This window comes from Nitratireductor indicus C115, from assembly GCF_000300515.1.
In the GTDB taxonomy this organism is placed as follows: Bacteria; Pseudomonadota; Alphaproteobacteria; order Rhizobiales; family Rhizobiaceae; genus Nitratireductor; species Nitratireductor indicus.
Genome location: NZ_AMSI01000014.1, coordinates 1 through 15,154, shown reverse-complemented (window position 1 = coordinate 15,154; position 15,154 = coordinate 1). Strand labels below are relative to the sequence as shown.

Below are 15,154 nucleotides of genomic sequence, written 5' to 3'. Positions count from 1 at the left end.
TCCTGATTGCAGTGAGGGCAGGCGCTCGGGGTCGTGCTGAACGATTGCGTTCATGGTCAAACAGCCTTCTCGATTTCAACGATCTTCATGCCTGGCAAGTCAAAGCCAGACTTGGCGGCGCGGTTCGCCAGCGACTGCAGCAAGTCGGTGATTTCCGAGCGGTCCCGAACCGCTTGATAGAACGCGTCCTGATCAACGATCTCGCCACGCTTCTCGACGCGGATGGACACACGCGCACCTGTTCGACCTGCACTGGCCTTGGGTGCTTCCGCAGCCTTCTCGGCGTCCTGTGCGGCTTTGAGCGCGATTGCTTTCGCTTCCTCGTTCTGGGCCTTAATTGCCTCTTGGCGCTTCCTCTCGGCCTCTTCGCGGGCCTTTCGGGCTTCTTCGTCGCGCTTGCGCTTCTCAGCGATCAGGAATGGCTCGACATGGCGCTTCGCCTTGGTGGCCCATTCCTTTGCCTCTGCCTCAACCGGCTTGAACTCGCCGTCGATCTCACGGCATTTGGCGAGGTGCGGGGCCTTGACGGTTTCGCGCAGCGAGTTGATGCGTTTGGCAAGGTCTGAGCATCGCTTTGCCCAGATGCCGCACCGGTCTGCGTCGGCCTGTGTCTCCACTGGCTTGCGCATGAAGTCGGTCAACTGCTCGACTTCGCCAGCGAGCTCGAGCTTCAGGGCTTCAAATGGATCAGAAGCGCCGCTGTTGTCACCGATAGCCGGTGCCGGCGGCTCATCATCGAAGCCTTCGCCTGCGTCCGCTTTGACATAGGCCTCGTAGCTGATGGGGTTGCGGCAGGACCAAAGGAACAGATCGACCAGGTCCTCGACCTGCCGACCGTTGCGGAACCCAACAACAACGCCATTCTCGTCCGGATAAATCCCGACCGGTTCCCAAGGGCCATTCTTACGGCGGGTGCGGTAGTATCCGAGCTGATACTCGCCGGGATGGATCGGCAGTTCTTCCGTTCCAATCTTGGACGGATCGGCGAGGGCGCCTTGCCACCAGCCCCAGCGCTCGACAATTGCCACCTGGGCGACTTCGCCCGCGTTCGCGAATGTGTTCATCATTCAATCCTCAGTGCGGTGTCTCAAAGAACCCGGTGACCGCCGCGCAAAGCACGATCATGACAATGGCGCGGGCCGTGGGGTGCGAAAGAAAGGGGAGGAGGGCGCTAAGCATTGGTCGCCTTGCGCGTTTCCGTTTCTGAATTGGAAAGGGCGTCAAGGCGCATCTGCCGGTCTGCGATTTCCTTGATCAGGTTTTCACGCTGCTGTTCGCGGGCCTTCTCCATTGCGGCGCAGTATGCTTTATTCTGATCGGCGGAAAGCTCGATGCCTTCCGTAATCGCCGCAGCAGCGAAGCGAAGAAATTGCCACCCTCTCGGCGGCATGTATTCCGCCCAATGTTCGGCAAGACCTTTCTGGATGAGGTCGCGTCGTTTCTCGCGGGCGTCATCTTCGGAGATGCACGGGAGAATGACCCTCCAAGTGCCGCTTTCATCTCTCCACTGATTGACTTTCCATTGAAGGTCGCCGTTGGCCAGCCCGAACAGGCTGATGAGCCTTACGCCTTCAGGCTTCCGGCTGTAGCCACAGTCGTACTGCTGTAGATCACCAAGCGGCAGAACATCATAGACCGTGTCGCCATAGGACTCGATCACTACATGGGTGATCCGTCCTTCAACGAATTCCTCGATCCGTTCCAGCCCTTCGAACTTCTTCAACCGGTCCAGACGGGCGCGAGTATCGCGTTCCGAATGGAGGCATTCCGAGTAGAGCTTGTTTTTGCGGTTTTCCAGACCGCGGACTTCCGCTTGAAGAGACGCGATCTGCTCACTACGCTTTTCAACCGGTGGCTTGGTGAATAGCTCCGAAGTGAATTCGGCATGTCCACGACCGACCTCATATCCTTCATACGTTTCCAGTTCGATGGTTGGAGCAACGACATGCTTTCCATCATCTATTCGGCCCAGGTACTCGACCTCGCGGCCATCCCGCAGCCAGTAGGCGCGACCGACCTCATATTGTGTCTTGCTCATGCTGCCCTCCTGCTCGGCTGGCGGCTCTCGATCAGCTTGCAAAGCCGGTCGAAGTTCGCGTCTGGCATGCGGAGAATTTCGGTGAAGCGGTCATCGAAGAACGCTGCAATCTGATCGCGATTGCTCGCTTCGGGAGTGCCCCAGTTTTCATCGACCACGCCGGCGGATTGCAGATCCGTTAGGCCAAGGCAGTGAACGATGCGCAAGGCGTTGTGGAAATCGCGGGGGTTCATGATGCTGCCCTCTCGTTCTCAAGCGCGAGCCGAGCATTTCGGAAACTGTCGGCAGCTTCCTTGAACTCGTTCGCGAGTTTGAATTGATGCGCGTCGATCAAGACCATCGACCGCCGGAGCGCCTTGGATTCCTCGTGTAAGAGGGTGGCGCGCTTGATGCTCAGGGGGAGGGAGGTCATGCGGCCCTCCGAATGCGACGGCTCTCAAGCTCCGAGCAATCGCGAAAGGTTCCTGCGACGGTCTCATAGGCTTCTGAAAGCTCATTGGCCGCGAGGCGGTTCAGAGGAACCAGCGTATCGAGATACCGGGCCATATCAGCACGCCGATGCGCCGGAATATTCTCCATGGCTTCTTCGAGAGACGTGCGATTGGCGTCGTTCACCAGTTCGCAGGCAATGGCGCTGTGATACTTGGCGGTGGTCCAGAACGCGGGGCGCTTGCCGATGATCGCCTCGACCGCAATGTCACGGCTCAAGCCATCCTCGTTGTCATAGAGATCAATCGCGTCCGCCAGACGGCGACGAACAACCACGATGTTCTCCGGGTCAAATCCGATGGCCGCTGCAAGCTCGACTGCTGTTCGGCTGTAGGCGTTCATTGCCTTCATCCTTCGTTGTGAAAAGCGTTCGGGAATGGGGCGCTGACGCCCCTGACCGGAGCGCTTATCCGTGCGGGTGCTTTTCAAAGTGACGGGCCATTTCCTCGTTTTCGAGCAGATGGCGCTCTTCGCGTGAGGCTTCGGCAGCGCATTCTTCTGCATATGCGTTCTGCTCCTGAGCTTCCGAGACGAGCCAATCCATGAAACTGTCGTCGCTCTCGAATGCGTCAGATATCCACGCAGGGCAGGCCAACCATTCGCCTGTCTTGGGCTTTCGAATGCGGAAGTCCGACACCTCCGCCATCGGCGGCTCTTCTGGCTGCTCGTGCGTAGCGGGGGAAAACTTCGTCACCGTGAAAGTGATGACGGCCTCAACCTCGACTTCGCCGCCGCCTTCCCAAAGGGCTAGGTGCAATGCTGACTTTGTGGTGTAGGCCATCTGCTCTCCATCTCCGTTTCAGGGATCGGGTGATCCAAGGTGGTGATGGAAATGACTGTAGCGCTTATCGCTACGACCTGTCAATCGGATTGTAGCGATTTAAGAAACAAAATTTGACAAGCCGAAAAACATGCGCGAAAAGAAAAGCCCCGGCAGCGATTTGCTGGCCGGGGCGATAACGAGAGCGGAAGGTTGAAGACTGTGGCGCTCTCGGGTCACATAAGCAGTGGCTTATGCATACCACAGGGCGCGGACAAAGTGCAATCCCCACTCCGAAAGACCGAAGGGGAGTCCGCCGTGGCCTTGCCAGAGGCAACGAAAAAGTGAGGTCGAGGGTTGGCGCTGGTTATGACCAACTCGGAAGGGCGATAGGCGGCTCGGTCGTTCAGAATCGTCCAGCATAGGGGCTAACCTCGGATGCTCTCAGAGCACGGGGCTTAGTCCTCCTATGTTCGGGCTCCTGGCTCTCCATCATTCAGAACCAAGATAATCTCAGACGTAGAGATAGCTCATACGTTGAAGGTTTTTCTCTGTAGGAAAGGGGAGATTGAGAAGGGAGGGGCAAAAGAAAACCCCGCCGGAGCGGGGCTGCCCTGATTATGCGGCAATCTTGTCAACGTTCCTGACGAAGCGTTTCCACTTCCTTCCGATCTCTACTGAATTTCGAGTCTGAAGGCTCCTGGCTTTGATCGTCCATTCTGGCTTGAGCGTTAGATCTCCAATGTCGAAATATTCAACGCGAGCCCCTGGCGGGACATGTTTGGGGTTCATGTTCTTGTCCCAAACATGAAATGTCCCATCAGACAGTGCAGCGCCAACATAGCGCTCACTAATTGACTGATGGATGCTGTGCAGCCTCACTACGAAAGGATCAATCTCCTTGGGAGTGATCGATGCGTTGTAGGCCCTGAGCAACTGTTTTGAGATTTCAAGAGGGCCGGTGTAGTCGAAGAAGTCTGTAACTAGGACCAGCACATGTCGCTTCTCGGTCTTGTCGAATGCCCAAAAAAGGGCATGCGGGTCGAGACCAAGCGCGATCAACGCATCGCCATATTCGCGACCGGCGGCTAAGAACTTTTCGTCAATTTCTGGCGCAGCCATGTTGCAACTCCATCCGCCCCAAAAGCGGCATCCACATATGAACGAGCGACTTTCCGGGGCATCGGTCTAGGGTCATAACCCTGATTTCGGTTCCATTGTAGCATGATATGCCAATGTGGTGCAGAGGGTTCCGTGGGGTCCACTTTAATTCCGGCTACGGTCCGCAATGTCACAAGGCTATGGGTATACAAATCTGGGCGGGCTTCTCTTGAGGGCCATTGATTGAACCGTTCCTGGTGCCAAATATAGGCCTTCAGCGCGCATTCAACAGCAAACCCAGCATGTTGAACTGCTTGCGCGCAAGCCTTTTTGTCTTCGACGATTGCCATCGCTGCTCGCTCGTGTTGGCGGCATAACGCAAGCCAATCTGTAATCGACTGAGGATGGCTCAACCCTAATCCTCATCATCCAGATCATCGACCTCGATCATTCCAGCCGAGATTCCCCAATCGATCAGGATGGAGTTGACCGCCTCATCCATGTTCAGGTCGTGCTCTTTCGCAAACTCATCGACCATTTCGGAAGCTTCCGGTATCAGCGTGACATAGCCGACCGGCACCATGCGACCGTCGAGGCGAAGCGCAGCCCGGCGGAGCAAAACCTGGATTTCGGAGCGCGAAAGCTCTTCCAGCCTATCGGCAGATTCCATCAGTTGGGCAGAGAGCTTGTCGGTCATGGGGTGTCATCCCTTACCAGTTGCAGGCTTTCCGCAAAGGCTTGATGGATTCTTCCAACGCGGTGATGTCAAAGGTTGCGGTGAAAGGGTTTTCGCCATATGGCGTCATCCTCACAACCATCTGCGACCTGCCGAACATCTGCTTGATGACCGGGATAGAGCGCCCGCCACTCCAAAGACCCAGCGATCGATTGTTGGTCGATTCTTGCATTCCAACGGTCTTCGCCTTCTCATCATCCAGGCGATAGGTAACGTCACCATAGTCGTTGTACTGGCTGGACGTCATATGGCAGCCGGTGGCGAATATCAGTCCGGTCTTATTTTCAACGCAGCGCACGTAGAGCGTTACTTTCCCGCCTCTGTTCCATCCGCAATTGACCGCTTCGTTGGACTCCACGCGGAGGAAAACATTTGTCTGATCGGTGAGTTTGGACGTTTCGGACGTGACCGACCAATTGCCTTTTGCAGCCGGCTCAACCTTTTGTTCTGGTGTCCGTCCAAGCGCTTTATCGTAGCAAGCCAATCGATCCAGATCGTTTGAAATTTGGATGCAGCCTTCTCCGGCCGCAAACCCCGGCGCGCAAGTCGCAGCCATAGCGACCATGCCAACGAAAATCCCACGCATAGAATTCCCCCATTATCGAGGCCGGATCCAATCGATAGGAGCGGCCCACTCGACAATCTGATCGTTCATGTCCTCGAACAATGCGTTCACGCTTTGCAGCGTCCACACATCAGGCGAAGAACCTGGCCGAACGATCTTCACGAAGATACGACCATCTGCGAGTTGCACGACCGCGCGTCTGTTCACCATTTCCGCCGGCGGAAGCTGCTTGGAATAGTATAACAAATACCCGTCTTCCAAGGCGGGGAACATGGATGTCCCGGATACCTCGACGGCGACAGTCCCAGGCTTTGAATCTCGGGGAGCCGGTACTGTATCAATGTCGCCGTTGTCGATTGCTTCGACCTGCTGACCCGCACCTACACGTCCCTTGAGAGGGACTTGAATTTCACTCGGCGCTTCCATGCCGGTAATTGTCTGGATGGCAATGAGTTCATCGCCAGCAATCGCCCGCGTGCCCTTTGCCATCTTGTTCACTGCCGCGCGATCAATCGAGCGGCCAAGCGCCTCCGTCAACCGACGCGACAGTTCGGATTGCGAGACACCGGACGCTTCGAGCGCTTCTTGTAGCCATCTGGACAACATCCAAAATCCATAGCGTGAACCAGAAGAAAGCGCATTTTCTGTATTCGCTACGAATTTTGTTGCAGATGTTTCTAAAATCGCTACAATCGCGGACATGGAACCTGCACAGTCAATCATCAAGAACCTGGGTGGACCGAGCGTAGTTGCGGAAATCGCAGGCGTTCACCGCACCCGTGTGTCGAATTGGTCTCGCGCCAAGGAAAAGGGCGGAACGGGAGGCGTAATCCCGTTCAAGCACGTTCCTGCGCTTCTGGATGCCGCAAGGAAGAAGGGCGTTGACCTTTCTGCTGATGACTTCCTTCCCTCCACCCCCGCCCCACAAAGCCCAGAGGCCGCGGCATGAGCATCGCACATCTTATCGAAAGCTCGAATGGATGCCTCGTCATGGGGCTGGATGTAAACTCCGAGCGCCTGACCTTTTCCCTCGAAAGCCTCCCGCATCTTCTTGGCCGGGGTGATCTCACGACGCTCAAACGTGCGCTGTACACCGCCCTTGGTGATCTTCCGGACGTTCGGAAGGCACCGGGCGAGACGGAAGGCGAGCACATTGCCCGCATGATCCGTCTCGCATCCGGCCTCCGGTACAATGTGGAGGCTTAGATGGACTCTGCAGCTTTTCTTAATCGGTCTTTGGCTTTTGCGAAAAGCTTCTCCATGGCCTCTTTGGCCGGGAAGTCCTGGTATCGCTGTGTCTCGTTTCCGTTCTTCCCGGCAAAGACCGCTTCCGAGAAGCGGAGCACCTCTTGGTTCTGCTCGCCTCTCACTGTGAACTCCGCAAACCAGTTGCCGGTGTCTTCCCGGTCGAAACCCATCGTTTCGAGTTCCAATTTCATAGTTCGCTCCTTCTCGTCCCATGTTGGAATCATGCACTCCCATCATGCGCACGGCGGGAAGGAGCGTCCATCCATGGGAGCGGCCGCATGACTCCCCACACCACCCGCCAAATGCTTGTCGCGGCAGCGATAGCCGCAGCCATAGCGCTTTCCGGTGCACTCGGGTGGTTTCTGATCATCCTCGCCGTTCGCGGCGTCATTGACTGGTTATGGAGTATCGCGGCGTGACCTCCGAACCCAACACCAATTCCCTGGAGCGTGGCGGGGCTTCTGCTTCCAGCGCGATCTATCAGGAAGAGCGTCAAATCCAGGGTCAGCCGGTCGGCGGCTCTGCCTCTCTCGCAAGTAAATCTGGAAAATCCACTGTCACCCAAGACCGGCCGGCGTCTTCTGTTCAGAGGCGCGCTCACTGGGGGGAAGCCGCCGATTACTTTTATCGCGTCGTTCTCAACTACGAAGGAGACGATTGCCTGATATGGCCGTTTCAGCGTGAACAGAAGGGCTATGCTGTCTTTGCCTACAAGCGGAGGAGCACACTGGCTGGCAATATTGTCTGCAACAACGTGTTCGGTCCTCCTCCAACGGATCGACATCAGGCCGCCCATTCCTGCGGGAACGGTAGCGGTGGATGCGTCAACCCAAAGCATCTTAGGTGGGCTACTCCCGAAGAGAACGAAGCCGACAAGAAGATTCATGGAACTGTTGTCCGTGGAGAGGCTGTAAAAAATTCTAAGCTCACGGTCAGTGATGTTCGTGCAATCCGATCTCTGCGAGCGACACATACTGCTCGCGATCTGGCCGAGAAATTTGGCGTGTCCAGAGTCAACATCTGGAGAGTTCTGAACGGTAGTAGATGGGGGTGGGTCAAATGACCATGCAACCCCTCGCCACCACTTCGGCATGGAGCGAAGAACAGATCAAGGAGCTTGTCGCCTTGGTCGATGAAGGCCTGTCTGCGGGCCAGATCGCGAAACAGCTTCGCGGAAGAACCCGGAATTCCATCATCGGCAAGGTTCACCGCCTCCAGCGTGCGGGCCACTGCAATGGCTTCGCCAATCAAACTGGATGGGTAGGCGCTCAGCAGGCCCACAAAGGCCAGATTGGCAATACTGGCGACCGGCTTGGTGCAAACAAGAAACGGGTCAGCATTGCCGAAAACCGCAAGAAGGCGGTCCGTGGCGGTAAGGTCAATCTCTATCGTCTCAAGCAGGACGTGGGGCATATCGAAATCGAAACGCCAGAGAGCGTCGAGCCTCTGCGGCTCCGCCTCGATCAGCTGACCGCATTCACCTGCCGCTGGCCTTTGGGTGATCCGAAGGAAGAAGACTTCGGCTTCTGCGGCATTCGCACTCATCGCGGCTCCTATTGCCAACATCACGCTCAGATCGCGTATCGCCCGCGCGGGGTGGATGCATGACCACCAAGCACCTCAATCTCAAGTTTTCGGTCAAAGACACAGACGCCATTCGAAACATGGCGAAGTCTGGACGCACTGCTTACGCGATAGCCCTCTGGTTCATCCGGCAGGGGAGGCCCGTAGCTACCGATGAGGTTTTGCGCGTCTGTGACGACATGGGCGTGAAAGTGAGGAAGTCCGCATGACGATCCTCTCTGCCTTTCTCTCACTGTGCGCAGGCTATCTGCTCGGGCGGGCCGCTTCTGGCTATCGCATCATCGAGCGTAAGCCTGCCTGCCGGTGTCAGGATCGCGCGGCCCTTGCGTCCGCGTCTCCCGAAGAACGTTTTCGGAGGGCCTCGTCTTGACCTCCGCTTATTCACCATGGGGGCCTCAGCCCCTTCGAACAGATCGAGTTGCACGGCATGAGCTTGGCGGTTCTGAGCGTGCATTCTCTGTTCCTTTCCTTCCTTTCGAGGTCGAGCCTTTCCGGCCCGATGAACCCCGTCGCTACGAGGATGAATGTAGCGATGGAGACAGTGCATGTGTGACCACAAACGGTGCGGATTCGCACCCATTGAGGACGAGCCAATGAGTACGAGTATGGCTGCTCATGAGGCGTTCGAAATGCTGAACGCCGCAACGAGAAAAGAGTATCGCGGCTGGGGAGACACCCAGACTGCGGCGCGTGACAGGGCGGCGAGAAAGGCCGGGATTACACCGGCCCAGGCCGAACGGGTGTGGAAGCGCTGGCGCGAAATGAAGTCGATGAACGCCGATGTCTATCGCGGGCTTCGCAACGCCTACGGCCACCTCTGCACGATGATCGAAAACACAGCCGACCGCATCGAGCGGGAAGCCCAATCAATCGAGGAAACCAATGCGGCTATGGCGCGCAATCAAGCAGCTTTGGGCGGCTATGACGCGCCGACGCAAAGCGCGGAAAGGGAGAAAGCATGACTGAAATTGGCCATAACAGTGAACGCGAGCAGTTCGAGGAACAGCAGTTCCTCAACGCCTTCCGCCAGATCAAGGAACACGATTCCGACATGGCCGGTCTCAAAGGCGAGATGGCGGGCATCTACGACCGGATCAAGAACCTGGGCTTCACCAAGTCTGACGTGAAATGGGCCAAGGAACTCGAAGACAAGGACGCGGGCGAGATCATTTCCACGATGAAGCGCCGCCTGCGCATCGCTCGCATGTTCGGCCACGGAGTCGCCCGCCAGTTCGACATGTTCGATGAAGACCGCACCCCCATTGAAGAGCGCGCTTACGAGGAAGGTTTGGCCGCCGGCAAGCTCCGCAAGGATGCGACGAACCCATATGGCGCCGACAGCAAGGCAGGGCAGGAGTGGCAGCGCGGTCTGAATGACGGGCACGCATTCGCCAACAAGGACCTGTCGCACGTCCTGAATGAGGGCGATCCCGAGTTTCCCGACGAAGAGCCGGAAGCGGCGGAGGCGTAGACCATGGCGGCTCCGGAAACCTTCTGGATGGTCTACGGGCTTGGCCAACGCCAGCCCACGGTGCGCCACAAGACCTTCGCCAGCGCACAGGGCGAAGCCGAGCGCTTGGCCCGCACTGTTCCCGGAGTGGCCTTCTACGTGCTTGAGGCCGTCTCAGTCTCCCGCCGTGTCGATGTCGAGACCATCCGGCTCCGCGAGGGCCTTCCATACCCGTGTGACGACGAAATCCCGTTTTGAACCGCGTGCCCGGCGCCGGGGCTATCGGCGCACCCTGATCTAGGGCGAGATGGTATGAGCAAATCTCTCAAAGTTCTGGTGGCATGCGAGTTCTCAGGTGTCGTGCGCCGCGCGTTCGCCTCTCGCGGACACGATGCCTGGTCTTGTGATCTCCTTCCGAGCGAAGACCGCAGCAACAAGCATATCGTCGGAGACGTGCGCGACCATCTGCATGACGGCTGGGATTTGCTCATCGTCTGTCACCCGCCTTGCACACGCCTGTGCCGATCCGGCCGCCGATGGCTCTCCGGTCCCGGATACATGACGCCCCCGAAGAAGCTTCCGACTGGGCGGACCTGGGACAGCATGAAGGCGGAGTTTGCCGAGGGCGTCGACCTGTTCGTCACCTGTTGGCGCGCGCCTATCGACCGCGTGGCAATCGAAAACCCCGAAATGCACGACATTGCCAAGCGGCACATGCCGGCCGACTTGCCCAAGCCGCACATCGTTCAGCCGTTCTGGTTCGGCCATCCCGAATACAAGGCCACCGGCTGGTATCTCCGAGGTCTCCCACGTCTCGTTGAAACCAACCGCCTGCCGGAGCCGGAGCGCGGCAGCGATGAATGGAAGCGCTGGAACCGCGTATGGCGGATGTCCCGTAGCGCAAACCGCGGACATGAGCGCAGCCGCTTCTTTCCGAGCATGGCAGAGGCGATGGCCGATCAATGGCCGGGCGATCCCGATAGCGTGACAATTCCAGTGTCTGAACCGATCCAGACCCAGCTTTTTGCACACGAGGCCGCAGCATGACCGAGCGCACCCGTTTCATGATCGTGAATTGGACCCTCGCCATTGCGAGCATTCTCATCCTTGGCGCGGCTATGTGGGGAGGGGAGTGAGGGATGGCGCTAATTCTCGGACTGGATATCGCCACGACGACGGGCTGGGCGATCTACGACACCGACAAGACGCCGTCGGCCATTGTTTCCGGCTCATTCAAGCTGCAGGGTGCAACACCTTTCGAGCGGGTGCGCTACATGCGCTCGCATCTGCCCCGGCTGATCAAGGAGCACCGGCCAGACTTCGCTGCCATTGAAGCGCCAATGGAGATCGCGCCTCGGTTCACGCGAGCCAAGACAGACATGCTTGGGGAGCAAGAGCAGGAGACGACGATCAACTCCAAGACCATTGCTGTTCTGAACCGATATGCCGGCGCGGCCGAAATGGCCGTCATGGGCAACAATATTCCATGTGTCGAAGTCGCCGCCCGTACCTGGCAGACGATCATCCCGAAGACCATCAAGGGCAAGCCCAAGCAGCGGGCCAAGGCCTTCTGCGACATGCACCGGATTGTCTCGCCCAACATGGATAGCCGGGACGCCTGCATCATCGCGATGTGGGCGGCTGGGCACTGTCAGGAGCTTCGCATGATCCAAAGGGCGAAGGAGGTCGCATGACCGATATCCAGAAGCCACTCCCTCACAACATCGATCTCGAAGCCGAACTTCTCGGCTGCATCCTGATGAACAACGATTGCTACGATCTGGTTTCTCGATCTCTGCAGCCCGAGCATTTCTACGAGCAGGTTCACCAGATCCTCTTTGAAGCCATGGGGAAGATGATCACCATTGGCCGTAAGGTGAACCCAACGACGCTCAAGAGCTATATGCCGGAGGATGCGAAGATCGCCGACGATCTGAACCTCGGGCAGTATCTGGCCCGCCTTGCGGTCAATGCTGTCTCCCCCGTTATGGCGAGGGACTATGCCATCGGCATTCGGGACTTATGGGTATCGCGCCATCTCATGGCGGCTTGTGACGACATCCGCGCCGCACTGGCAGGCAGGGAGCCGGATGTTGACCCGTTTTCCGTCATTTCCCCGATTGAGGATCAAATCGCCAAGCTTCGCGGAGAGCGCATCGCCACTGGCGAGGCAAATCGACATGGGCAAGCCTATCTGGACAGCATCACGAAGGCCCGGCAGCGCGGCGGGGTATCCGGCGTCCCGATCTGCTTGGGTGAGATTTCAGAGGTTATTTCATCCCCTGTATTCGAGGCCGGAAATCTCTATGGCCTTCTGGCGTCGAGCGGTGAGGGTAAAAGCTCACTAACGCTCCAGATGATCGCGCATGCTCTCAAGAAGGGGCACCCAGTCCTGTTTCTGTCGTTCGATCAAGCGGCAGACCAATGCATCAGGCAGATGGTTGCCCAGGAATATGCGATTGAAGCGCGCCGGCAGCTCTTTGGGGACGTATCCGAGAAGGAAATGGGGAAGGCCGTCGATTTCGCAACATGGATTGATAGACAGCCCTTCAAGGTCATCAAATGCACTGACCAGAGCGCCCCGCAGCTTGTCGCGCTGGCCCGCTCCTTCATCCGCACAAACGGGAATGGAAAGGTGCCGTTGATCGTGGTCGACCATATCCGGGCGATTAAGGCGGAAGACCGTCGCGCAGACGAAGGAACCAAAGCGCTCCAGATCGGAAATATTCTCAAGGGAGGCGCCGAGCAGACGCGTGCGGCGTGGCTGGTTCTCAATCAGCGGAACACGTCTGGCATGCGGCGGCCCAACCCTCGACCTATCATTGCCGACCTGTTTGGAGGCGAGGGGGCTTTGGCTCCCTTCGACGCCATCTTCTACCTGTATCGCTTCCTGAAATTCTATCAGGAGCGAAAGGCGACGGCCTCAACCGGATCCGATTGGAAAGCAATCGAGAAGGTTTTCCCGTCTGCCGTTCGGGACAATAACGAGGATATTGCGGAGATCGGAGTCATCAAGAGCCGTTTCGGAAATCCGCACATCACAAGCCGCCTGATCTTTGAGGCGCGCTTCACCAGATACAAATCAGACAGACAAGCCGATGCTGAGCTGCAGGAGGCAATGCTTTGAACATCTTCGACGCCCGCGCCCGGCATAACGGCTATATCCGGATCGGTGAATTCCGAGCCGGTGAGCATGGCGAATACAAGCCAGTGATGGAGAACGGCGAGGTAAGGCCCTTCCAGACAGCCAGAGAAGCCCGTGAGGCAGCGCAAGCGAGCCTGATCGCCTATATGAACGGCAAATACACCAGCACCCGCCAGAAGGCCGAATATCGGTGGAAAGCGGAGACTGTGTTTCGACCGGGCAAGAAGCCCATCCCCGTGGAGGCTCGATGATCGATCCGCGCGTCATAGCATTGTGCCGGGAGTTTGATGTCGAGATCATCCCCGGCAACAAGTATCCGGAGATTGGCCAGACGCGGGCACCGGACACCCTTCGGCGCATCATCGATCGATATGGAATGGAACATGCTCGCCTTGTGATGACCACCATCACCCAGGCAGGGAACAACAAGCTTCTCCTCGACAAGGAAGGCCTATGGATGGTCTCGGACATGGTATTGAAATGCCGTAGCCTGATAGAGCGCGAGGCCGGCGCTTGGCTGGACACATGGGACATCATCCCCGGTGGAGAGCTCCAGTTTGTGGCTCAGGAACTGCGCGGCTTCGTGCCGACGCGCTTTGCCCTTGGCGGGATGGTCTATGAGCGCCTGTTCCGCCGCTTCGGGCCGAACTCGGATCAACTCGATATGCTGGATGATCGTCGGAGGATGCAATGAACATCGGAGATATTGCAGAGCGCTTTATCCGCGCCGCGGAGATCGAGAGAAGCACGCCAGAGCAGATAGGCCCGGCGCCGATGCGATCCATGTCGCTCCCATATGTCCATGATTGGGTCGACAAGCTCGGATGGCGTAAGGAGAAGGGCGACAAGCTCCAGCCAGGAGAAGACCCTTTGGCTGAGGAACGCCGCCTGTTCTGGGAGCGGCTTGGCCTACAGGCTTCATCACAGGAACTTTCCGAACTGGAATGCTTGCGCGAATGGCTCCTGATGGTGGATGATGAGGGGCAGCGCCGCGCGCTCTTGGCATGGTCCATGGCAAAGGCCGGTGGCCGATCCTTCAACAAGTGGTGCTTCAAGGTCGAGGGCATTCATCCAGAGACGGGCAGAAGGCGGAAAAACCGCGCTTTGGCTCGAATTTCTGCACATGTTGCTCGCGAGGGTGTGCAGCATTGCGATGACGGTGAAATCGGGGTGTTGCTCGATACCCCCGAAAACGGCCATATTGACGCTAACATCGCGGGCGCTGTCACAGAGCACAAAGGCATCACTGCCTGGGCCTCAGACGAGGCGTTCACAAGCTATCTTTCAGACAAGCCAGCCGACTTCTCTTGGGCGCAAAAGCGGTGGGAACGCCGCCGCCAGCGCGAAGCGAAGAAGAAGCAGGAAGCGGCGTAGAGATAAAAGGGGAAGCCACCGCGCCCCGACGTGGAGACCATGGCTTAGGGTCATGGCCGGTGGCCAAGCTGGGAGGGTAGCCCAGCATCAATTTCAGCAGCGTGGGGAAGCAGTCTATCCCGCTTGGCTCATAACCAGGAGATCGCCGGTGCAAATCCGGCCGCTGCAACCAGACAAAGGCACCTGCGCAACCAAATCCGAATGTGAGCGCGATTTGTCAACCAAGATCAGGACGGCGGTTCAAGTCGAGAAAGTTGGGGTATCCCGGCCGTTCCGTCCTGAAACAGAGCGGTCTAGATCAGTAGGGCACCCTGCGGGTGATCTAGCGGGATGGCAACCCGGCCCTCGCCAGCCATTCGCCAACAAGGAGAAGACACATGAGTGTACGCGCGAAATTCAAGCTGGTTCGTCGTGAAGAGGGTAGCGAAGGCTTCTCGCTCAAATTCGAGCCGGTGACATCGGGCAGCCCCGAGAACGATCAGTTCTTCAAATACACGCCATGGGGCGAGTTGAAGCTCGGCACCATCAATGCAGAGGCTGCGAGGGAATTCACGGTTGGCGACGAGTACTATCTCGACTTCACGCCGGCCCCGCGACCGTCCTGACTTTTTTGCAAAAAATGCACAGAACGCCCCAGCCAAGCGCTGGGGCTTCTCGTATGTGG

The 15,154-nt window shown here is 57.8% G+C and carries 25 protein-coding genes and 1 tRNA gene; 15 read left to right on the top strand and 11 right to left on the bottom strand.

The annotated features are described in order from the left end of the window. Window positions 1–56: 56 nt before the first annotated feature. The 10 genes from NA8A_RS18320 to NA8A_RS25290 all read right to left on the bottom strand — a co-directional run bounded on the left by NA8A_RS18320 (window position 57) and on the right by NA8A_RS25290 (window position 6,391). Window positions 57–1,067, bottom strand: coding sequence for a hypothetical protein (locus tag NA8A_RS18320; RefSeq protein WP_009451860.1), 1,011 nt, complete (start codon window positions 1,065–1,067; stop codon window positions 57–59). Between the two features lie 104 nt (window positions 1,068–1,171). After that, window positions 1,172–2,038, bottom strand: coding sequence for a hypothetical protein (locus NA8A_RS18315; protein WP_009451859.1), 867 nt, complete (start codon window positions 2,036–2,038; stop codon window positions 1,172–1,174). Next, complete coding sequence (locus NA8A_RS18310) at window positions 2,035–2,271, bottom strand: hypothetical protein (RefSeq protein ID WP_009451858.1); 237 nt, start codon at window positions 2,269–2,271, stop codon at window positions 2,035–2,037. Before NA8A_RS18310 ends, NA8A_RS18315 begins: the two co-directional genes overlap by 4 nt. Further along, window positions 2,268–2,450, bottom strand: coding sequence for a hypothetical protein (locus NA8A_RS18305; protein ID WP_009451857.1), 183 nt, complete (start codon window positions 2,448–2,450; stop codon window positions 2,268–2,270). The genes NA8A_RS18310 and NA8A_RS18305 overlap by 4 nt, the downstream gene beginning before the upstream one ends. Further along, window positions 2,447–2,869 (bottom strand): hypothetical protein, encoded by a 423-nt coding sequence (locus NA8A_RS18300; RefSeq protein WP_009451856.1) that lies wholly within the window; start codon window positions 2,867–2,869, stop codon window positions 2,447–2,449. Before NA8A_RS18300 ends, NA8A_RS18305 begins: the two co-directional genes overlap by 4 nt. 64 nt (window positions 2,870–2,933) lie before the next feature. Then, complete coding sequence (locus tag NA8A_RS18295) at window positions 2,934–3,308, bottom strand: hypothetical protein (protein WP_009451855.1); 375 nt, start codon at window positions 3,306–3,308, stop codon at window positions 2,934–2,936. 597 nt (window positions 3,309–3,905) lie between these two features. Further along, on the bottom strand, window positions 3,906–4,409 hold the full coding sequence (locus NA8A_RS18290; protein WP_009451854.1) for a hypothetical protein: 504 nt from the start codon (window positions 4,407–4,409) through the stop codon (window positions 3,906–3,908). 394 nt (window positions 4,410–4,803) lie between these two features. Further along, a complete protein-coding gene (locus tag NA8A_RS18285; RefSeq protein ID WP_009451853.1) occupies window positions 4,804–5,085 on the bottom strand; it encodes a hypothetical protein in 282 nt (93 codons plus the stop codon). 13 nt (window positions 5,086–5,098) lie between these two features. Then, complete coding sequence (locus tag NA8A_RS24430; protein WP_009451852.1) at window positions 5,099–5,710, bottom strand: type VI secretion system-associated protein TagO; 612 nt, start codon at window positions 5,708–5,710, stop codon at window positions 5,099–5,101. A 12-nt stretch (window positions 5,711–5,722) separates the two neighbouring features. Next, window positions 5,723–6,391, bottom strand: a complete 669-nt coding sequence (locus NA8A_RS25290) for a LexA family transcriptional regulator (RefSeq protein ID WP_177203378.1) — start codon at window positions 6,389–6,391, stop codon at window positions 5,723–5,725. A 243-nt stretch (window positions 6,392–6,634) separates the two neighbouring features. Between NA8A_RS25290 and NA8A_RS18270 the strand changes: the two genes are divergently transcribed. Then, window positions 6,635–6,895, top strand: coding sequence for a hypothetical protein (locus NA8A_RS18270; RefSeq protein ID WP_009451849.1), 261 nt, complete (start codon window positions 6,635–6,637; stop codon window positions 6,893–6,895). On the opposite strand, the gene NA8A_RS18265 is transcribed toward NA8A_RS18270, so the two are convergent. Beyond that, window positions 6,892–7,128: a hypothetical protein gene (locus NA8A_RS18265; RefSeq protein ID WP_009451848.1), complete on the bottom strand. Its 237-nt coding sequence runs from the start codon at window positions 7,126–7,128 to the stop codon at window positions 6,892–6,894. The genes NA8A_RS18270 and NA8A_RS18265 overlap by 4 nt on opposite strands. A gap of 87 nt (window positions 7,129–7,215) precedes the next feature. On the opposite strand from NA8A_RS18265, the gene NA8A_RS25160 reads away from it, so the two are divergent. From NA8A_RS25160 to NA8A_RS18190, 14 genes are all read left to right on the top strand, one after another. Then, window positions 7,216–7,356, top strand: coding sequence for a hypothetical protein (locus tag NA8A_RS25160; RefSeq protein ID WP_157174152.1), 141 nt, complete (start codon window positions 7,216–7,218; stop codon window positions 7,354–7,356). Beyond that, the gene (locus NA8A_RS25155) at window positions 7,353–8,000 is read left to right on the top strand and encodes a helix-turn-helix domain-containing protein (protein ID WP_074896606.1); all 648 of its coding nucleotides are present in this window, start codon (window positions 7,353–7,355) and stop codon (window positions 7,998–8,000) included. Before NA8A_RS25160 ends, NA8A_RS25155 begins: the two co-directional genes overlap by 4 nt. Continuing rightward, window positions 7,997–8,545, top strand: coding sequence for a GcrA family cell cycle regulator (locus tag NA8A_RS18255; RefSeq protein WP_051018029.1), 549 nt, complete (start codon window positions 7,997–7,999; stop codon window positions 8,543–8,545). The genes NA8A_RS25155 and NA8A_RS18255 overlap by 4 nt, the downstream gene beginning before the upstream one ends. 569 nt (window positions 8,546–9,114) lie before the next feature. After that, the gene (locus tag NA8A_RS18240) at window positions 9,115–9,483 is read left to right on the top strand and encodes a hypothetical protein (protein WP_143087938.1); all 369 of its coding nucleotides are present in this window, start codon (window positions 9,115–9,117) and stop codon (window positions 9,481–9,483) included. Further along, a complete protein-coding gene (locus NA8A_RS18235) occupies window positions 9,480–9,992 on the top strand; it encodes a hypothetical protein (RefSeq protein ID WP_009451842.1) in 513 nt (170 codons plus the stop codon). Before NA8A_RS18240 ends, NA8A_RS18235 begins: the two co-directional genes overlap by 4 nt. A 3-nt stretch (window positions 9,993–9,995) precedes the next feature. Then, on the top strand, window positions 9,996–10,229 hold the full coding sequence (locus tag NA8A_RS18230; RefSeq protein WP_009451841.1) for a hypothetical protein: 234 nt from the start codon (window positions 9,996–9,998) through the stop codon (window positions 10,227–10,229). A gap of 54 nt (window positions 10,230–10,283) precedes the next feature. Then, window positions 10,284–11,018 carry a hypothetical protein gene (locus NA8A_RS18225; protein ID WP_009451840.1) on the top strand — a complete coding sequence of 245 codons (735 nt, stop codon included), beginning with the start codon at window positions 10,284–10,286 and terminating at the stop codon, window positions 11,016–11,018. A gap of 92 nt (window positions 11,019–11,110) precedes the next feature. Beyond that, window positions 11,111–11,665 (top strand): RuvC family protein, encoded by a 555-nt coding sequence (locus NA8A_RS18220; protein WP_009451839.1) that lies wholly within the window; start codon window positions 11,111–11,113, stop codon window positions 11,663–11,665. Then, window positions 11,662–13,098 carry a replicative DNA helicase gene (locus NA8A_RS18215; RefSeq protein ID WP_009451838.1) on the top strand — a complete coding sequence of 479 codons (1,437 nt, stop codon included), beginning with the start codon at window positions 11,662–11,664 and terminating at the stop codon, window positions 13,096–13,098. The genes NA8A_RS18220 and NA8A_RS18215 overlap by 4 nt, the downstream gene beginning before the upstream one ends. After that, window positions 13,095–13,367 (top strand): hypothetical protein, encoded by a 273-nt coding sequence (locus NA8A_RS18210; RefSeq protein WP_009451837.1) that lies wholly within the window; start codon window positions 13,095–13,097, stop codon window positions 13,365–13,367. Before NA8A_RS18215 ends, NA8A_RS18210 begins: the two co-directional genes overlap by 4 nt. After that, complete coding sequence (locus NA8A_RS18205; protein ID WP_009451836.1) at window positions 13,364–13,810, top strand: hypothetical protein; 447 nt, start codon at window positions 13,364–13,366, stop codon at window positions 13,808–13,810. Before NA8A_RS18210 ends, NA8A_RS18205 begins: the two co-directional genes overlap by 4 nt. Next, entirely contained in the window at window positions 13,807–14,490 is a 684-nt protein-coding gene (locus tag NA8A_RS18200) for a hypothetical protein (RefSeq protein ID WP_009451835.1), read from the top strand. The genes NA8A_RS18205 and NA8A_RS18200 overlap by 4 nt, the downstream gene beginning before the upstream one ends. Window positions 14,491–14,585: 95 nt before the next feature. Next, window positions 14,586–14,662 (top strand) — tRNA-Met (locus NA8A_RS18195). 205 nt (window positions 14,663–14,867) lie between these two features. Beyond that, window positions 14,868–15,095 (top strand): hypothetical protein, encoded by a 228-nt coding sequence (locus NA8A_RS18190; protein WP_009451834.1) that lies wholly within the window; start codon window positions 14,868–14,870, stop codon window positions 15,093–15,095. The last annotated feature ends 59 nt before the right edge of the window (window positions 15,096–15,154 follow it).